Below are 16,961 nucleotides of genomic sequence, written 5' to 3' on the forward strand. Positions count from 1 at the left end.
TCCAGCGACTACTCATGGTCTGAATCGTCGTTCTGCTTCTTTCCCAGCTTCTTCTGCGCGTTTTCTACTTGTTTGACGCTTTTATCCGGGGTGGGCAGGTTTTCTGGCATGGTGCCGCCCAGTTCGCCGATGGTTTGCCGAACCTTCTGGCCTACCTCGAAATGGGTTTTGTTGGCGTTCTGCTTACCCTGAATGTTGTCCCGGCGAAGCTTCTCTTCTGCCTGTGTAGCGCGGAACAGGTTGGCAGCCAGCTCTGTGCTCCCCATGTAGTCCAGAATCTTGTGGCTTTTCTTCAGGCCCTTTTTGGCATGGATATCCTTGGCACCCAGCCCCCCGTATAGCCCTTTGTAGCCATGATCCTGAAAAATGGCGTAATCCAAGGGGGTTTCCACGCCAGCATCCTGGGCAGCCGCCGCCAGGTACTTGTTGTGGGCAATAAGCTCCTTACGGATTGCCAGGCGCTTCTCATCCTCAGAAAGCGCGGTGAACTGCTCGCTGTCCTCCAGCTCCTGTCGGCGTGTCTGGATAGCAAAGTAGGTCTGGCCGTTGGCGATGACCGGCTTCGTAGGGTCGCCATTCTGGACGATCAGGTAGCAGGCATAGCGTGATAGGTGGACATCCGGTACCTCACGTTGCGCTCCGGAGCCGATACCAACCATTTTGCGCACGTCCGCAAAATGGTCTGCAACGACGTTCCCGGATCTTTCACAGGCATGTTTGGCCTTATCAATAACCGGGACAAAATTCCGCCACTGCGGATACTCCAGCAGGGGGGCCAGCTCTCTGGCTGACCAGAACTCGTTACCGTGGTCATCCTCTCTGCGGATGCCTTCAAAGCTCTCGTGGTGAGTATTGGCGGACGGCGTATCAGCCATGGGCAACCTCCCTTTGCTCAGTGGTAGTGGGTATGGAGAAGTCCCGCACGTCGATTTTGCCGGTGACAGCATTGGTGATCAGGGCAGAGCGGTATTCCTGAAGCTTGGTGATTACGGCCGTGACCGTGCTCACCATTTTGTCGATTCGTGAGGAGATTCTGGCCACCTCACTAACAATTTCGTCTTGCTCCACACGCGGAGGCACTGGCAAAACCATATCTTTCAGGAGATCCGTGCGAAGCACCTTTGTGCCATGCGCTGACTCTTCGACTATGCTCAGTACCAAGCTCTGTATACCTCGCAGGAGGACCGCTAGATATTCCGGGTTCATCGTTGTTTCCAGAACTTTCATATCCTGGTTTACAGTCACGGGTACTTCATTAACGGCTACAGGGAAGGTGTGCGCAAGAATCATACCCCTGACAACAATAAGAACTTTACCTGGCGGGTAAAGACGAAGCGTTGTTTCGTTGAGCGCGTCTTCAGTAAGCGTGTCGATTGAGCTTGATAGCCGCTCACTTTTCATATCCTTTGGGCTGACCCATGGAATGTCACCTCCCCAATATCTTGGTTCGGATGTTCTTGGAGTAAGCCCCCCGCTCATGGTCATAAGAAATCTAAGTCGCTTCGTTTCCCAGTGCCGTGGGATCTCACCGAGCCAGGCGACGCCAGACTCTTTCATGGGAACTGCAACATTAACGCCTTTGGTAACGGCCTGATTAATTAAAGAGCTACGCTGCTCACCCAGCTTGTCCAAGAGAGACTGCTTTTTGGCGATCAGTGCATCTATCTGAGCAGTTTTATGATCAAGGAAGTGAGCAATAGCCTTCTGCTCATGTAAAGGAGGCCATGCCCAGTAAATTTTCAGAATATCGCTGGGGTTTACACGTTGGTGACTGCGTGTAACCGATTGGACCATGCTCGATAAAAGCTTTGTGACTTTATCTGACCCCCAAACATAGTAGGAGTACTCAAGGTGAGTTTTCCCAGCAAGCAGTGGCACGAACTCAGATGAAGCAACAACTGTATATTGATCGTTGGGCACCGCTATACACAGCGTCGACTTTCTGGGATTCAGTTTAGAAACAAGAAGTTGTTGCTCTGAAATTAGAAGTTTTGCTGAGTCAATTTGATCACCGTTTTCCATCTTTCCGGTCCCGAACTCTTGAACGTTTGGAATGGAGTAATGAATAAGCTCCACTCCATCCAAGGATTCGGCCGATACTTGTCGCCTATTGGTTTGAATTAAGAAATCAGCTCGCTGAATATTCCAATGCTTTGGAATAGTTCCTATCCAGCTGTTCTGAGAGTTCTTATAGTCCTGATAGCTTTCGTAGGTGCCCATCAAACCACCTCCGCCAACATAGCGACGATTTCCTTTTCCAACTGACTAATTTCGCCAGCGATCTCTTCCAACGGGCGTGGTGGCTCGTATACGTAAAAATGGCGATTCAGCGGAATCTCGTAACCAACCTTGGTTTTGCTATGGTCAATCCAGGCATCAGATACATGCGGCAACACCTCAGCGGCCAGATAGGCCTCGCAATGGTCCTTTACCAACGCAAGCAGCTTGTCATGACCGGTTTCGTTGTCGTATTTCAGCGGTAAGGGCAGGCTGATATCGTCGGGCAGAGTTACATTTTCGGTATCGCGCAACTCCGGATCTGGCTCTGGGTTGCCCTTCTTGTCACGGCAAATGTCGGCCTCTGGGTCTCGCTCTGACAGCGCCGCCAGTATCGCCTTCTTCACCGGAGCACCTACCTTGAGGTCGGCCTTCTTCAAAGCCTTATTCAATACGGCTTCGAATTCGTCCCGGTTCTGATAAAGGATGTTGCCATCCAGCTCTTCTAGCAGGTCTTTTATGGCAGCCTGAGTCTGTTTACCCGCCTCAATTTCCGCCTGATAGGCCGCTTGGTCCTTACGCTTTTTACTGGTAGCCAGGTTAGCAAAGGCCCGTTGCTCGTCGAGTCGAGCAATTCTCTGTGGGCTGGCCTGGAAATTCAGCCTTAGAGGGCGTTCCACTGTGATTTTCAGATAGCCAAACTCGTGGTTATCAAAGATCTTGCTGACGGTACGGGTTTCGGTTCCGGTCGGTCTCGATGATCCTTTGGTATGTACCGGCGCTACTGAAGTCGCGTCATGCTGATGTTCGGCGTAGAGGCGCACGAGTTCGCGGATATGCTCCTCGGCCAGCTCGTTTCGCTTGTTCCCCAGGCTTTTGTCCATCTTTTTGTAATGGCGGGTGCCGTCGATTAGCTGCACTTTGCCTCGGCGGTGTTCCGGCTTGCGATTACTGACAATCCAGACGTAGGTGTAAATGCCGGTGTTGTAGAACATCTGATCTGGCAGGGCCACGATGGCATCGAGCAGGTCGTTTTCGATAATCCAACGTCGAATATTGCTCTCACCACTACCGGCATCGCCGGTAAATAACGGGGAGCCGTTGAAAACCACGGCAATCTTTGAGCCGTCACCACCTTCATTAATGCCATCCACCAGTTTCGGCGGGTTGTGCATCTTTGAAATCATGTGTTGCAGGAAAAGCAGCGAGCCATCGTTGATACGGGGCAGACCGGCACCAAAGCGCCCTGAAAAGCCCTGGTCGTCGTACTCCTCACGAACGAAATCTTCTTCCGGCTTCCATTCAACCCCAAAAGGCGGGTTGGAAAGCATGTAGTGGAATTTCTTCTCCTGGTGGCCATCGTGAGGTACGAAGCCGTTGTTTTTGTTCTTGGCGTCTTTCACGCCCAGCGTGTCCCCATAAATGAGGTTGTCGATGGGTTCGTCTTTGATCAGGAGGTCTGAGCAACAAATGGCGTAGGATTCCGGATTGTACTCCTGGCCGAACAGCTCGATGTGGGCATCGGGGTTCAATCCTTCATGGGTACCGTCACCGCAAATGTACTTTTCAGCTTCCGAGAGCATGCCACCGGTACCGGCTGTGGGGTCGTAGATACTCCGGTAAATGCCTGGGGCGAAGATGCCTTCTTCATCGGTAAACAACAACTGCACCATCAGCCGGATGACTTCACGGGGAGTAAAGTGGTCCCCGGCCTCTTCGTTGGCCTGCTCATTGAACTTTCTGACCAGCTCTTCGAACAGATAGCCCATCTGTAGGTTGCTGAGGGTCTTGGGTGAGAGGTCAATTTCGTTGCTACAGAACTCTTTGAGAATCAGGAAAAGGCGGTTGGCCTCATCCAGCTTGGCGATTTCCGCCTCGAAATCGAACTTGTCAAAGATGTCCCGCGCGCGGGGTGAGAAACCCTGGATGTAGGCAATCATGTTGCCCGCAATGTTCGGCGGATCAGCCAGCAGCTTATCGAAAGTGAAGCCGCTGGTGTTGAACAGTTCCTGTTTGCGGCCACTGGTGGCAATGCGTGAAAGCGCCTTTTCCAATGCAGGGCCGGTTATGCCACGCGCTTCCAGGCGTTCCTTCTCAGCCAGTACCTTTTTCTGGTTTTCCGCCAATACCAGGTCAAACCGACGCAGGACGATCATTGGTAGCATTACCCGCCGGTACTGGGGTGGCCGATACGGGCCTCGCAGCTTGTTAGCGATGTTCCAGATGAAGCCGACAAGGTTTTGATGATGGTTTTGTTGCATGCTGTTCTCGCTATTTAATATCTGTTGTTAACTACTTGGCGCTGCCTCGTCACCGGTGCCGGCATAGCCAGGTGCCAGGACAGCGTTAGCGCAGTGTTCAAGAATGTTGTGGTTACGCAGCCACAGGTGATATTCCTGCTCTGGCAACCGGTGATCAGGGCTACAGTCCACGTTCCAGTGGCGTAGCAGGTAGCCAGCGCGAGCGGCACGGATACTGAGCTGTCGGACCGGCTGGTTGTTCCGCCGGGACGTATTCGTTACCTGCATGCCATAGTCCAGCGCAATGGCCTGCGGGTGCTTGTGGTTTGGGTGTGGCATCAGTTCTAGGGTCAGTTGCTGGTTCCATTGGGCATCCGCTGCTTGCTGTTCATACTCTGCAATCCTCGTTGTATCGCTATTCTTTTCATCAATATGGGCGCTGGTAATGCGATTGCAGACAAAATCGAGGAATTCACTACGCTTTCGACAGTAGCCACGTACATGCCAGCGCTGGCCATTGTTGACGATGCTGTGTGGTACGAGCACACGTTTGCTCGCGCCTGAAGTGAGAGACTGGTAGGAGACTTGCACAGCCTGTTTCTGGCTGATGGCACGGCTTAGGGTGGCCAGCACCTGTTGGGGTGGTGAAATTAAGTCGGGGGCGTCTTCACAAAACGGAGACTGTTCAGGCGTTGCCGATATTCCGTAGCCAAAGCCATCCGTCAGCACTTTCAAGGCGGTACGAGGGGCATGGTGAAACAGAGGCTGGAATCTGTCGGTGCGGTAGTAGCGCTTGTTTTCGTGACGAAGAATCAGATTTTCCTGAGCCAGTTCACGGTAAAGGGTGAAATCCCGGGTGCTGGAGGCAACCGCAGTGCCAAAATGCGCCATCAGCTCATTCCGGCCTATTTCTCCATGGTATTGCAGGCAGAAATCAATAAACGCCAAGCGCTCACGCTGGGCATATGAATGATTTTCAAGTGTTAAGGCGGCATTCTCCTGCACGTTTGCACCTTTTTGTGACTCAATGTCTTATTAAAATTGTTAGCCACCTTATTACACAAACCTTCACCATGCAATCATTTTGATTTGTTCTATACAACTTTCACATGTGAAAGTTTTTGCTTCTTTCCCAATGGAGATAACAGTGTGAAAAGCCCGCTGGAGATCAGCGGGCAGGTTTGAGTTGGTTTATCTTGCGCTCAGGATTCAGAAGAGTTAAGACTGTTCAGGTGCTCTTCCAATTCATCCAAACGCTTCAGGTTTGCTCTGATGAGACGGCGCATGTGCGTGAGGTTTGCATTCATGATACGCACCATCTCAAACCCAGCTTCGGTTTCTTCGATGGCGGCTCGTTCCCAGTCGTGTGCGCGGTTAAAAGCGGGTTTTGAATAGCGGTGCTTCAGTGCACGGCGGATGTGTTTACTGAAAACAGCGTGCCCGTCGCCGTTCTTCATTTTTACAAATGTATTGTAATACCAGTGCATTTCCAGGCTGCCGCGCAGTATTCTTACCCGGCAGCCATAGTGCCCAGGGTAACCATCCGTTTCCTTGGTACGGTGCGCCTGATTCTGTGCCCAAAAATGGTCAGAAAATCGCTGAGCGATGTATCGAAGACGTGCCCGCTCTATGTCGAGGGTTTCTGATAGCGCCAGTAAATATTGCCTGCATTGTTCAATTGCTATTTGGCTGCTTTTCTCGTGGTCTAGCTTTTCGGATCGTGCGGCCTGATGCCACTGCTCGGCGATTTCGTTTGGGTTTTTGGGGTTGTCCATGGGGAATCTCCTCTTGGTTGATATTCAAGAGAAATGCTACCGCCCACTGAATCAAACCCACGGGTCTCTAATTGGCCAATTTGGGCAAAAGCAGCCGTTTACCCCAAATTATTTGGGATGTTTATCAGCAGAGGGATGCTTTGCAAACTTCCGGCTAAGAAATGCTTCCAGCCTGTCGGCGTTGAGGTAAGCAACGCCACAGGTCGTTAAAATCGTAACGATGAAGCAGAGAATGGCGATGAATGCTGCGGACATATCGATCATGTGTGTTCTCCTCCATTATTTTTTGCGTGTAACTTCCGGGGGTACCTCATACTTATGCTGCATCAGACTGGCGCTGTTCTCTTGCTACAGAGGCAATCAAATGTCGAGAACAGCTGAGGATATCCTGTATTTCGCTATAGCTGTGCCCGCTGCGCAGTAAACTGGCGATGTGCTGCCGTCTTTTCAGATCGGGTTGGCGGCCCTGGTACTTGCCCTCGCTGCGGGCCTTGTTGATCCCTTCGTTTTGTCGGCGGCGCCTGTCTTCATAGTCTTTACGGGCGACCGCTGCCAGCATGTCAAGCATCATGCTGTTGACAGCCTGCAAGATAGAATCGGTAAAGCCGGTGTCCTGCTTCTTCTCCAGTGCCAGCCAGCTCGTGGGAAGCTCCGGTGAGACAATGGCCAAGCGCTTGGCTGCCAGCTTCTGTTTAAGCGTATCCCAGTCCTGCTGTTTAAGGCGGGCAAGCCGGTCTATCTGTTCTACCAGCACAATGTCACCCTCGCCTGACTCGGCAATCAGTCGCATCAGTTCGGGGCGATGCAATGTGGCACCGGAGACGTTCTCGGTATAAAAGGCAGCAATGCGCTGACCGTGTTGCTCGGCAAACTGGATTAGCGATGCTTTGGCCCGCTCGGCATTTTGTTCCTGGGTTGATGCTCTCAAGTAGGCGCGTATAAACATGAATACTTCCCTAGTCTGTTATAAATGGTTCCGCCTTCCCGGTCTGTTATAAGTGGTTCTTTAGCATGTTGAGTGGTCTGGTTATTAGGTTCCCTTGATGTGTACCCAATTAGAACCAGCCTTATCATAGGTTTGAGCGCCACAAGGCTACACCGCAAGTTCTGCAGATGTGCTGGTTATGGATGCCATAGCGAGTGCTTCCCATTTGTTTAACCCAGACTGATCGACCGCCACACTCATGACACGCTATAAACCTTCTCCCTTTGAAGCTTTCAGGGTGTGACTTTTTGTAATCATCAATAGTTTTGTCCTTGAGAAAGTTTCGACCAAACATTTCAATATCGTTCTTGATCTTTGCATGAAAACTATTGACCAGCTCATCGTGCTCCTTTCCCGCTTTCTGCATATCTTTCCCCGTTAGCATGCGCCAGAGCTGACCTAGTCCATAGATGTAAATCCGAAGTACTGACAGCCAGAACAGGATTACCCAAAAAAAGGGGACGTCGTTGAAGTCTCTCAGCCACAATTCCAAAAGACCGGTGACCGCAACTCCTCCACTGACATACCATTCCCACGGTCTTATTCTTAAGCACATATGACTCTTCTTTTTCATATAACTTCACTGCGCTTGTATCTCAATACTGAGCAGCATGTGTTAACAGGTGCGATATCCTCACTTCTTTGTAACGCCCGTCGGTGAAACTCGTAAGTTCGTCTTCATCCAACCCTGGTGCCTGCAGTGGCAAGCCTCGATACCGAACCCTTGGATACTTTGAGGGCTGGAAAACACCATGAGGAATGTCATTCTCATCATCGAGCCACCTGCGGAGAGCGAGATCGATAAACCAGCCCTGTTCGAGTTCAATCCAGCAGTGTGGAAGGGTCATAGTGCCGCTTTGCAGGTCTTCAGCGTAGCCCAGTCGGCACTGATGAAAGATACCGTACTTGTTCAAAACACTGCTGATTACAAAGGTCATGCAATCGCTGTCGATTCTGGCACCCTCAAGCAGTAACAGCGCGAGCTCAAGTTCATCGTGCCACTCACTCATGATGGGGCTCCTTGAACATCAATTGCTGTCCTTGTTCGTACATCACCGGGTACGACAGTGGCTCGCCTTCTTGAATGACGAAGCCCGGTGGGAAATACATCACCATCCAGGGTGGCAGGGCTCCGCTGATTGCACGATAGAATTTATCCACAGGGAAACTGGATTGGTCACCGGCTTGCCAGAAAACCAGACGAGAGTATTTTTTTGGGTGATTGGCCGCGATGTTGTAGCTTTCCGGCTCACCACCTTTTATATAGGCGGGTGTTTTCCAGTAAACCGGAGTTTTAATGTTGTAGGCAACCACACATTGGCCTGCATCACACCCGTATTCAGCGCTTTCAACAGACCAAAGCATCAGCGGGTGGTCGTCGATTTCTGGCGTCTTCACATTGCTGAGCTTGTTGGCATCCAACGCCATATCCTTGGCCACTTGCTGGATGGCCTGGTCTACCAGTTCTACATACTGCTTATGTGCCTGATCCTCCGAGGTAACCTTCGACGCAGGCATCCACCCCATAAGGCTTGGTCTTGCCGAGGGTTTGTCGGGGGTCATCATGATATCGGTGGCGTTGAACACAAACGTCTGGGTGCCGGACAGGTGTCGAAGCGGTGCATCGAATGAAGTCGCCAGGCTGGCGAGATCCAGTAATGGCCCCAATATCCCTTTTCTGTAGGAGCGGGTGCCATCCTCAGAGTCCCGCAAATCCATGTCATAGATACCACCGGCTCTTGCCAGGTTTAGAGCTTCAGATTGCTCGGCATCGTAAGCCCGTGGCGTAGCCGCACAGCCAGCCAAGGCAGCGGCTAATATTGCCGTCGTTAAGGGTGCTAGTCTTTTCATTATGTCCTCCTGCTTTTATTAAATACTCTCATGAGATTGAGAATATGCAAGAGATAAACTAAAAATAATCATTATAAATCAATAGTTTGTATTAATAGTACAAAGTTGGGCTTCTAATGCGGTAATAAGTTATCCAGGCCGGTCTATATTTGGCTATAAAAGAAATGGCACTTTGCTCAACAGAGGTTATCGATGGAAAGCATCGCCGCAATTACTCGAGAATCACTTTACGAAGAGGTATGGGCAGAGCCTGTCACCAGGGTTGCACCGCGCTATGGAATATCCGGTGTTGCATTGGGAAAGATTTGTCGCAAGCACAAGATACCTTTGCCGCCACGGGGGTACTGGGCAAAAATCAACGCCGGACATTCACCGAAAAAAGTCCCGCTTCCTACCGCCAAGGAGTTTGAAAATTACTCCCTACCGCTCAGCCGACCACGTACCTATAACCCCGACAATCCCGAAGCCTCGCGGAAAAAGGCGACCACTGCCCAAGAGCGAATAGGCTTTGTGAAGCGCTCGATTCACCACACCCCTTGATTACGAAGGCATCCAAACGACTGAGGCGAAAGACTGGGTGGGACAACTACAAAGGCCTGCGTTCAGCGCCGGGGGAAATATTTGATTTCGAAGTGACTCGCGATGCCATCGATCGAGCAGTGTTGATAGGCGACGCACTGATAAAAGCGCTGGAACGTCAGGGCATGAAGGTTTGGGTGGATCGTGAGAAGAGTCGTACCCTGATCGGACTGGGCGAAACTTCATTGACCATAGCCATTAGCGAGCATGTCGCCAGAACCAAGCATGAGGTCACCGCAGCAGAGAAAAAGGCAATTGAGCGCTGGCAACGTTCTCCGAATCGCTGGGGAGCGGGATACCACTACCCAAGGCCGCCTGACTACGACTACCACCCAACCGGGAAACTGAGAATTTCAATTGGCGGCTATCCTTCCAGAAGTTGGCGGGATACGCCCAAGACCTTGCTGGAGCAAAGGCTACACCAAGTGGTTGCCGGTGCATTGGACCTGATCGAAGAGGAACGTATCCGCACAGAGGAACAGGAACGCAGACACCAGGCATGGCAGAAAGCAAAAGATAAACACGATCATCAGGTTGAGCTTCGAAAGCAGGAACTGGAGCAACTTGAAAAGTTGAAGGCGAGCGCCACGCAATGGCGGGAAGCTGAACAGCTACGGAACTATATCGATGCGGTAGAAATGTCTGCTATCAAGAATGGGGAACTCCGTGAAGAACTCAAGGACTGGATAAGCTGGGCGCGGATCAAAGCAGACTGCATTGACCCGTTGATAGCGGTGTCCGATGCTATTCTGGACGGCCCGGAACCAAAATATCCTGGCTACTACTATTAATAGTCAATGGATTGCCGCAAATATAGCCTGCTATATTTGCGGCACTGGTAGGACTGGTCGTTATGATACACCACTATTCAACATGTGGCTCTCACTCGTCCTCTCTAGTTGATTCTGTCCGGAACAAGTAAATCTGAAATTCTGGTGGATGTTGGGCTTCAGGTTTTTCCGCAACCTCTAAATCCCTCAAGACATATCTTACTAAGGCACGTCGAGTTGTAATGCGCCTGCCAATGGCACCTTTGAATAACTCGTCTCGAATTAGTTTCTCTTGTCCCTCGGTCAGTGCTGGGTGCGGTCGTAACTCAAGTTGAACTTTCTCTTCCCAGTCGACATCCGTGGGCGTATCTATACTTTTGGAGGCTGATTCCGCACGCCAGATTCGAGCTAGGTTGAAGTCTCGGTGCTGCTCCGTGAGCTCATCGAAGCCCCTTACATGCCACCTTCTTCCAGCGAATACAAAAGCATGGGGATGGATGACGCGTTCAACGCCATCTGGATTATTCATCGACCTGTAGATGACTCTGGTAGCTGAACACTGATCCATGGCTGAATGAATCACTCGAAACAAGGCGGGATCGAGGTTGGTAAAGTCTATTTGGGTGTCCTCAACTTTGACATGAGTCACTTGGTCCTTCACCAACCGGAAATAGGCCTCGATAGTAAGGTTGGCGATCTCCGGTTTGAATCGAGCTGAAGGACCATAGCGCCCACGGCCTCGCCCTTTAAGAGTTTGCGTGTTGTACGGATATGCGTCTCGATACGAGGCTAATACTCGCGATGCTTGCACACTCGTTATACCAAACTTTTCCCTAAGGCGCTGATTGGTTATCTCCCCTTCATATGCTAGCAACATCTCAATGAACTCAAACTGCAGTCTCGTGCGGCTATCCAATGGCGTAACTCTCTGCTGGATTTGTATTAACATCAGTGTTAATTTAACATTAATGTTAACTCAAAGTCTAGGAAGATTGGGTGGCCTATGCCTGAAGATGCGGACAACCTATTTGATCGTGTACCTGAGCATATTTTTAGACCGCTCGGGGCGCACGAGCATGCGCGTCGTAACTGGTCGCTCCTAAACCATCTGTATAACGATTTCTTTGCACCTGAGGCTGATCCTCCCGAGGGAGAAGGCTGGACACAGAAACGCGTGGTGGCATCGATTGAGCGTTTCTTGGTCCGGTGGGATGATGAGCATGAAACCAATGTTGAGGAGCGAGGGACTCCGGTAAACATACGCGCGCATGACGCTCTATCAAGCTTCCTCGATAGTGGTTGGCTGAGCATCGATCGAGTTGGCTTTACCCAATTCGTAATCATGCGCCCGACAGTCCAAAACCTGTTTGAGTTGCTCAAAACATTTGCTGAGCAAGGGCCCGAGTTTATTGGTGGGCGTGTGCAATCGGTCCGAAACAACTTGCTGCAGGTACAGGCAGATCCTGAAAAGAACGCTGCTGTGTTCCAAGTCGCTGCCAAAGAATGCTCAGCACTTCTTCGGATGCTGAACACCACACGAATGAGGGTTCGGGAGGCCAGCGAATACTTGCGCACCCAGGAATCAACACATCTATTCCTAGAAAAATTCTTTGGAGATTATATCTCCAGTCTCTATATCGGCGATTACTCTGACCTGTTTTCCCGCAACCACCCACTTGCATCGCGCTGGGATATTGTTGATCTCGCTACCCGAATTACCGAAGAGCCAGAAAGTCGGGAGCAACTGCGTCGATGGTATCGCAAAAACCTACGTTGCCGTTCTAATGAGGAAGCAGATGCATGGATAGAGGGTGATACTGCTCGCGTATTAGCACTGCGTGAAGTCGACCGATTGCTCGCACGCCTGAAAGACGCGGTAACCCGCGCAAATGACCAAGCCCTTGGCTATCTCCAATACAAGGTTCGTTCCCAGGGTAATTTCGATATGAAGACGGATCAGGTCATAAAGGCGATCGTGCGGTCTGCAGACTCTCGGCCTAACGACGAATCTTTGTGTTTACCGACAGGCTGGTCACAAGGAAGGCTCTTGAGCGAGGAGGCGTTGAAGATGCCGACCAAGAAACCGAAGAAGCGCAAAGGGGCAGTCATCCAGAAACGTCATCTATCACCAGAGGCAAAAGCACGACGTTTGGTCCGCCAAATCATGAAGGGAAATCGGGAGGTTTCGGAAACGCGGATCATTCAGTACATCGATCGTCACGTTGATCCCGGAGGGGTCCTGGAAAGCAGTTCCATGGAAGTGGGTAGCATCAACGATCTCTGCGTCTTGGCAGCATTCACTCGACTAGGGTTGATAGCTGAACGAACGCAAAGGAATGCTCGCCAAGGTATTTTCCGCCCGAAATTGTTCAAGGAACTCAGCAGACATATTGAAATTGAGCTCACAGGTGAGCGTTTTGAGAACGAATACTTAGAGGCGCCTGTAGTAAGGGTTCGTCGCCGGGAAAAAGGGAGTCCAAATAATGCCGATTAGCTGGAAACGTATTGCAGAGCAAGACGAAGCTCACACTGTACGGGATTTTCAAAAAGCGGCGAAACGCCTGATCGTTGACCAAGTATTGTACCAAGCAAACCCGAAGCAGAGAGCAGACTATGATTTGGTGGCGGCCCATGAAAGTGCCTTCGCGGAAGCGCTAGATCTCTTTGGCTGCATGCTTGATCTGAATGTCCAGGAGCGATATGCAGCTGCAGTTCCGACAGTCACTGAGGTGAGCAAGATTCCTCTGATGCACACTTTGTTAGCGTTAGTACTGCGAAAACTTTATGACCATCACATGAACAGTGGGTCACTTCACGCAGGCATTGCGGGAGTTAGCTTGCCTGAACTAGAAGCGGCATTTCAGGAATCAACCGGGCGTGAATTGCCAATGAAGCCCCAATCGGAACTGCAGGGGATGATGGATGCAATGAAGAGGTGGGGGATAGCTCGTTTGGTTAGAACTGAGAATTTAGGAGACTCAGCATGGTTCGCGGAGATTCTCCCCGGAATTCAGAGCCTGATCAACGAGCGAACACTCGCCATGCTGAAATCACATGCCGAATTTCTGTATGAGCCTGAAGGATGGGTCGATAAAGAACAACAAAAGGAGAGCTCTTTGTGAAACAGCTCAAACGCATCTCACTGGTTCAATTTTATCTCCATGAAGCAGTTGATATCGAGGTAGAAGGAGCAACTGCCTTCTTGGGACCGAATGGTTCTGGCAAATCGTCGACACTCGACGCCATACAGATCGCAATGCTTGGAGGAAATCAGCAGTACACACGTTTTAACACCCAGTCAGTATCGACTAAGCAGCGGCGTAACTTAGCAGGCTACTGCCTTGGCATGCTCCGTAATCCAGAGAAAGATAGCGAAGTGATTGGACGTGCGCGCGACGAGGCACGGACCTACATTGTTTTGGTCTTTGGCAACGACACGAAGACGGAATGGGTTTCTGCTGGAATCTGCGTTGAAGCTGATGCAGAAACCAATGAGCATGAGGTTAAAGGCCTTTTTGTCCTTCCTGGTATAGCTTTGAAGGCTGACGACTGCATTGTTTATGACGGTAATGATCGACGCCCCATTCCGTTTGCAGACTTTCGAGAAAATGCACGCGAGCGAGCTCGGAAGAGCGGGCGAACTCCCATATTTACGGATAAATCGAGTGAGTATGTTCAGGAGCTGCTATACGCACTGAATGGTGAAAGGATGCCCAACTCCCGACGATTCATGTCGTCTTTTGTGAAGTCGATGACCCTGAAGAATGTCGACTCTATCGACCAATTTGTCCGCGATTACGTCGTTGAAGCCAATCCGGTTGATATTGCGACGTTTCGCAAACAGGTCGAGCAATTTATCGCGTTACGCGATCTGATCATGAGAACAAAGGCAAGAATTTCGCGGCTTGAAGGAATCATTACTGACTTTGACCGAGCGCGGCAGGCAGAGCGTCGAATCGCAACCCTTGAAGCCATAAAGGCGATATTCAATGTCGAATGGCTGGGAGAGAAGATAGACGATATTGAAACCCAGATCGATACACTCAAAGACCAGACTGAAACTGCAGAAGGCCTTGCTACTGATGCGAAGGAACAGCGAGATCTCAAACAAAATGAAATTACCCAACTAAAGGTTCGCTTGGAAAGCGACCAAAATGAGCAACTTCGGCAACGCCTCGAAGATCAGATTAGCTCCCAGCGCCAAATAATCACAGCCTACCAACATCCAGAGGTATCCCGGGCCAACCGCCTGATCAGTTCGGTAAGAGAATTGATCGACGATCCGAGTTTTTCCGCTATTCGTAGCCTTATGAGAACCGTCGTTGATGAACTGGCCGAGGCTCGGGGAAGTGAAGACTCCGGAAGCGCGCTAAGCAAATCAATCGGGAAGCTCGACGGGGATCTCTCACAAATTCGGGTCTTCTCTCAGACGAATCTGACCTCGATCCAAAAAAAGCAAAATGAACTGAGTGAAGAACGTGATGCAATTCGACGTCGGATTTCAGCAGCAGCTCAAACCGGACGGTTGTTGAATGATGGTGCAGCGCGGTTATTGGAGATACTTAATCGCGCCGGTATGGAAGCTAAGCCCCTGTCGGCGTTACTACGAATTTCGGACCCAAGCTGGGCACCGGCTTTGGAGGCCTATTTAGGTGGTGATCGTGATGCTCTGATTATTACGGAAGGAGAGACCCGTGAGGCGGTCAAACTATTGCGCCAGGCTAGGCAGCAAGGCATCCAGGTAAACGGTGCCGCTATCATCCAGCCATTTCATCTACGCAATGTCGACACTCCCGCTAAAGGCGAGGAATTCGCATTAGGTGTTTTTGAGACCGATGACGATACGGCTCGTCGTTTCGTTTGGCAGAAATTCGGAAACATGCGCTTAGTCGACACCGAACTGGAGCTCGAGACTCATCCAAGAGCAATTACCCGCGACGGAATGCTGAGTCAGGGAGGTCTGACCAAATCCATCCGCATCGCACCGATTAGTGATCTTCGTATAGGTAAGGAAGTCCAGGACACATCGCAATTATCACGACATGCGTCGGAACTCCAGGGGGAACTGAATCGGCTTGAGAAGCAGAGGACACGCGTGGAAGGGCTTGACAAAGCTCTAACTACTAAATCCAACGATGACGAACAAGGTGTCACTGAGAGACTTGCTGAAGCAAATAAGATGATTGACCTGGCAAATAAGCAACTAGAGAGTCTGGATATCTCACACCTAGACGAGTTGCGGTCTCTTCTGGATGCTGCAGCTTCGCAACATTCCGAGTATGAGAGGCAGTATACGAAGCACGATCGACTTGCAGCCGGATTTAAACAGCAAATAGAGCAACGTCGGGAACAGAAGGAACAACTGGAAGAACAGCTGCCGGCAATACGCCATGCTGAAAAAGAGGCTGTAGCCAATCCATTGGTTAATAGCGAGTGGCTGGATAGTATGAAAGATGAAATTGAGAGCTCCGAAACTAGCTACGAGCTTCGCCTTAAAGAGGTGGAGAGAAAAATCGACTTTCATTCTCCCCGCTTGCGGAAGGCCGAGGAAAACGCCTCTCTTGAACTTGCTCGCTATGTTCAGGAGGAGCGTTTGGATGTTCAGATTCCAGATATGGAATGGCATGATCGCCATGAATGGGCACTGGAAGAGAAAGCGAAGCTGTTTAATACGGAATTGCATCGGTACGAGAAAGAAGCTGAGTTAGCCCGTCAAGCATCTGAGGAAACGTTGCGATCAGACATAGCTATGTCGCTCCATGACCGATTCAAAGAAATGGAGTTGGAGCGTCGGGAGCGAAATAAAATACTTGAGTCATGTCCGTCATTCACCGGTGGAGAACGTTACAAGTTCACGGCCAAGGTTGTGCCGCAATATGAAGCTTTGGTGCGATACATCAACCAGATTGCCCAAGACGATAACAACTTTTCTTTGTTTGCAGAAAACCCCGATGAGATTAATGAAACGCTTCGCGATCTCGTAGAAGCCGCAGCTGACTCAGGTAACGCAAGTGGTGTTCTAGATTACCGACAGTTTTATACCTTTGATTTAGACATTTTGGTCGATGGTAAAAGAGTCGATCGTATGAGTAACCGGCAAGGGGCAGGTTCCAATGGTGAACACATAGCGCCTATGTATGTTGCCGCGGGTGCTGCTCTTGCAAAGGCTTATAGGCTCCACAGTAACAAAGGAAAGCAACGCGGTATTGGGCTTATTTGCCTGGACGAGGCTTTTCATGGCATGGACACAATTAATGCCATAGCCACAGCACGCTTTCTGCAAAGTATCGGCTTGCAACTCATCATGGCGGGGCCCGAGCTTGAACGCACCAAGCTGGCACCTGTAACCCAGACCATCTATGACCTGGATCGAGAAGGGCTGGATTTACAAATGGAACGGACCAAATTCAAGGAGGAAGCCAACAAACTGATGGTAAGCGATATGCCTGACGAGAACCCTGAGGTTATGAAAGGTGCGTACCAGCAACTCGGTCTTGAACAGCCAGCAGAGTATGCAGTTTCTAACAATGGTGGGCAATGATGC

General features: G+C 50.5%; 16 protein-coding genes. 5 read left to right on the top strand and 11 right to left on the bottom strand.

Translation table 11 applies throughout. The annotated features are described in order from the left end of the window. Positions 1-8 precede the first annotated feature (8 nt). The 10 genes from dinD to FE845_RS09470 all read right to left on the bottom strand — a co-directional run bounded on the left by dinD (position 9) and on the right by FE845_RS09470 (position 9,068). The gene (gene dinD / locus FE845_RS09425; protein WP_200363783.1) at positions 9-875 is read right to left on the bottom strand and encodes a DNA damage-inducible protein D; all 867 of its coding nucleotides are present in this window, start codon (positions 873-875) and stop codon (positions 9-11) included. Continuing rightward, positions 868-2,220 (bottom strand): restriction endonuclease subunit S, encoded by a 1,353-nt coding sequence (locus FE845_RS09430; RefSeq protein ID WP_200363785.1) that lies wholly within the window; start codon positions 2,218-2,220, stop codon positions 868-870. The genes dinD and FE845_RS09430 overlap by 8 nt, the downstream gene beginning before the upstream one ends. Further along, positions 2,220-4,478 (bottom strand): type I restriction-modification system subunit M, encoded by a 2,259-nt coding sequence (locus FE845_RS09435; RefSeq protein WP_200363787.1) that lies wholly within the window; start codon positions 4,476-4,478, stop codon positions 2,220-2,222. The genes FE845_RS09430 and FE845_RS09435 overlap by 1 nt, the downstream gene beginning before the upstream one ends. Before the next feature lie 27 nt (positions 4,479-4,505). Next, entirely contained in the window at positions 4,506-5,462 is a 957-nt protein-coding gene (locus FE845_RS09440) for a transcriptional regulator (protein WP_200363789.1), read from the bottom strand. A gap of 197 nt (positions 5,463-5,659) precedes the next feature. Then, entirely contained in the window at positions 5,660-6,232 is a 573-nt protein-coding gene (gene mobI, locus FE845_RS09445) for a conjugative transfer protein MobI(A/C) (RefSeq protein WP_200363791.1), read from the bottom strand. 108 nt (positions 6,233-6,340) lie between these two features. After that, positions 6,341-6,496 carry a hypothetical protein gene (locus FE845_RS09450; RefSeq protein WP_200363793.1) on the bottom strand — a complete coding sequence of 52 codons (156 nt, stop codon included), beginning with the start codon at positions 6,494-6,496 and terminating at the stop codon, positions 6,341-6,343. Positions 6,497-6,548: 52 nt separating this feature from the next. Beyond that, positions 6,549-7,178: a recombinase family protein gene (locus tag FE845_RS09455; RefSeq protein ID WP_200363795.1), complete on the bottom strand. Its 630-nt coding sequence runs from the start codon at positions 7,176-7,178 to the stop codon at positions 6,549-6,551. 124 nt (positions 7,179-7,302) lie between these two features. Beyond that, positions 7,303-7,791 carry a hypothetical protein gene (locus FE845_RS09460; RefSeq protein ID WP_200363798.1) on the bottom strand — a complete coding sequence of 163 codons (489 nt, stop codon included), beginning with the start codon at positions 7,789-7,791 and terminating at the stop codon, positions 7,303-7,305. Between the two features lie 22 nt (positions 7,792-7,813). Continuing rightward, on the bottom strand, positions 7,814-8,227 hold the full coding sequence (locus FE845_RS09465) for a hypothetical protein (RefSeq protein ID WP_200363800.1): 414 nt from the start codon (positions 8,225-8,227) through the stop codon (positions 7,814-7,816). Beyond that, positions 8,220-9,068 carry a hypothetical protein gene (locus FE845_RS09470; protein ID WP_200363802.1) on the bottom strand — a complete coding sequence of 283 codons (849 nt, stop codon included), beginning with the start codon at positions 9,066-9,068 and terminating at the stop codon, positions 8,220-8,222. The genes FE845_RS09465 and FE845_RS09470 overlap by 8 nt, the downstream gene beginning before the upstream one ends. Before the next feature lie 192 nt (positions 9,069-9,260). On the opposite strand from FE845_RS09470, the gene FE845_RS09475 reads away from it, so the two are divergent. Together FE845_RS09475 and FE845_RS09480 are read left to right on the top strand one after the other, a co-directional pair. Beyond that, positions 9,261-9,608 (top strand): hypothetical protein, encoded by a 348-nt coding sequence (locus FE845_RS09475; protein WP_200363805.1) that lies wholly within the window; start codon positions 9,261-9,263, stop codon positions 9,606-9,608. A 92-nt stretch (positions 9,609-9,700) separates the two neighbouring features. Next, positions 9,701-10,438, top strand: coding sequence for a hypothetical protein (locus FE845_RS09480; RefSeq protein WP_200363807.1), 738 nt, complete (start codon positions 9,701-9,703; stop codon positions 10,436-10,438). A 91-nt stretch (positions 10,439-10,529) separates the two neighbouring features. Here the strand turns inward: FE845_RS09480 and FE845_RS09485 are convergent, their stop codons facing one another. Next, positions 10,530-11,333 (bottom strand): WYL domain-containing protein, encoded by an 804-nt coding sequence (locus tag FE845_RS09485; protein WP_200363809.1) that lies wholly within the window; start codon positions 11,331-11,333, stop codon positions 10,530-10,532. A gap of 87 nt (positions 11,334-11,420) precedes the next feature. Here FE845_RS09485 and FE845_RS09490 point away from each other — a divergent pair, with 87 nt between their 5' ends. From FE845_RS09490 to FE845_RS09500, 3 genes are read left to right on the top strand one after another with little or no spacing between them, the layout of a single operon-like run. Next, entirely contained in the window at positions 11,421-12,911 is a 1,491-nt protein-coding gene (locus tag FE845_RS09490) for a Wadjet anti-phage system protein JetA family protein (RefSeq protein ID WP_200363811.1), read from the top strand. After that, a complete protein-coding gene (locus FE845_RS09495) occupies positions 12,901-13,539 on the top strand; it encodes a DUF4194 domain-containing protein (RefSeq protein WP_200363813.1) in 639 nt (212 codons plus the stop codon). Before FE845_RS09490 ends, FE845_RS09495 begins: the two co-directional genes overlap by 11 nt. Next, complete coding sequence (locus FE845_RS09500; protein ID WP_200363815.1) at positions 13,536-16,958, top strand: SbcC/MukB-like Walker B domain-containing protein; 3,423 nt, start codon at positions 13,536-13,538, stop codon at positions 16,956-16,958. Before FE845_RS09495 ends, FE845_RS09500 begins: the two co-directional genes overlap by 4 nt. Positions 16,959-16,961: the final 3 nt, after the last annotated feature.

It is taken from the genome of Marinobacter sp. 1-4A (assembly GCF_016597725.1).
Classification (GTDB): Bacteria; Pseudomonadota; Gammaproteobacteria; order Pseudomonadales; family Oleiphilaceae; genus Marinobacter.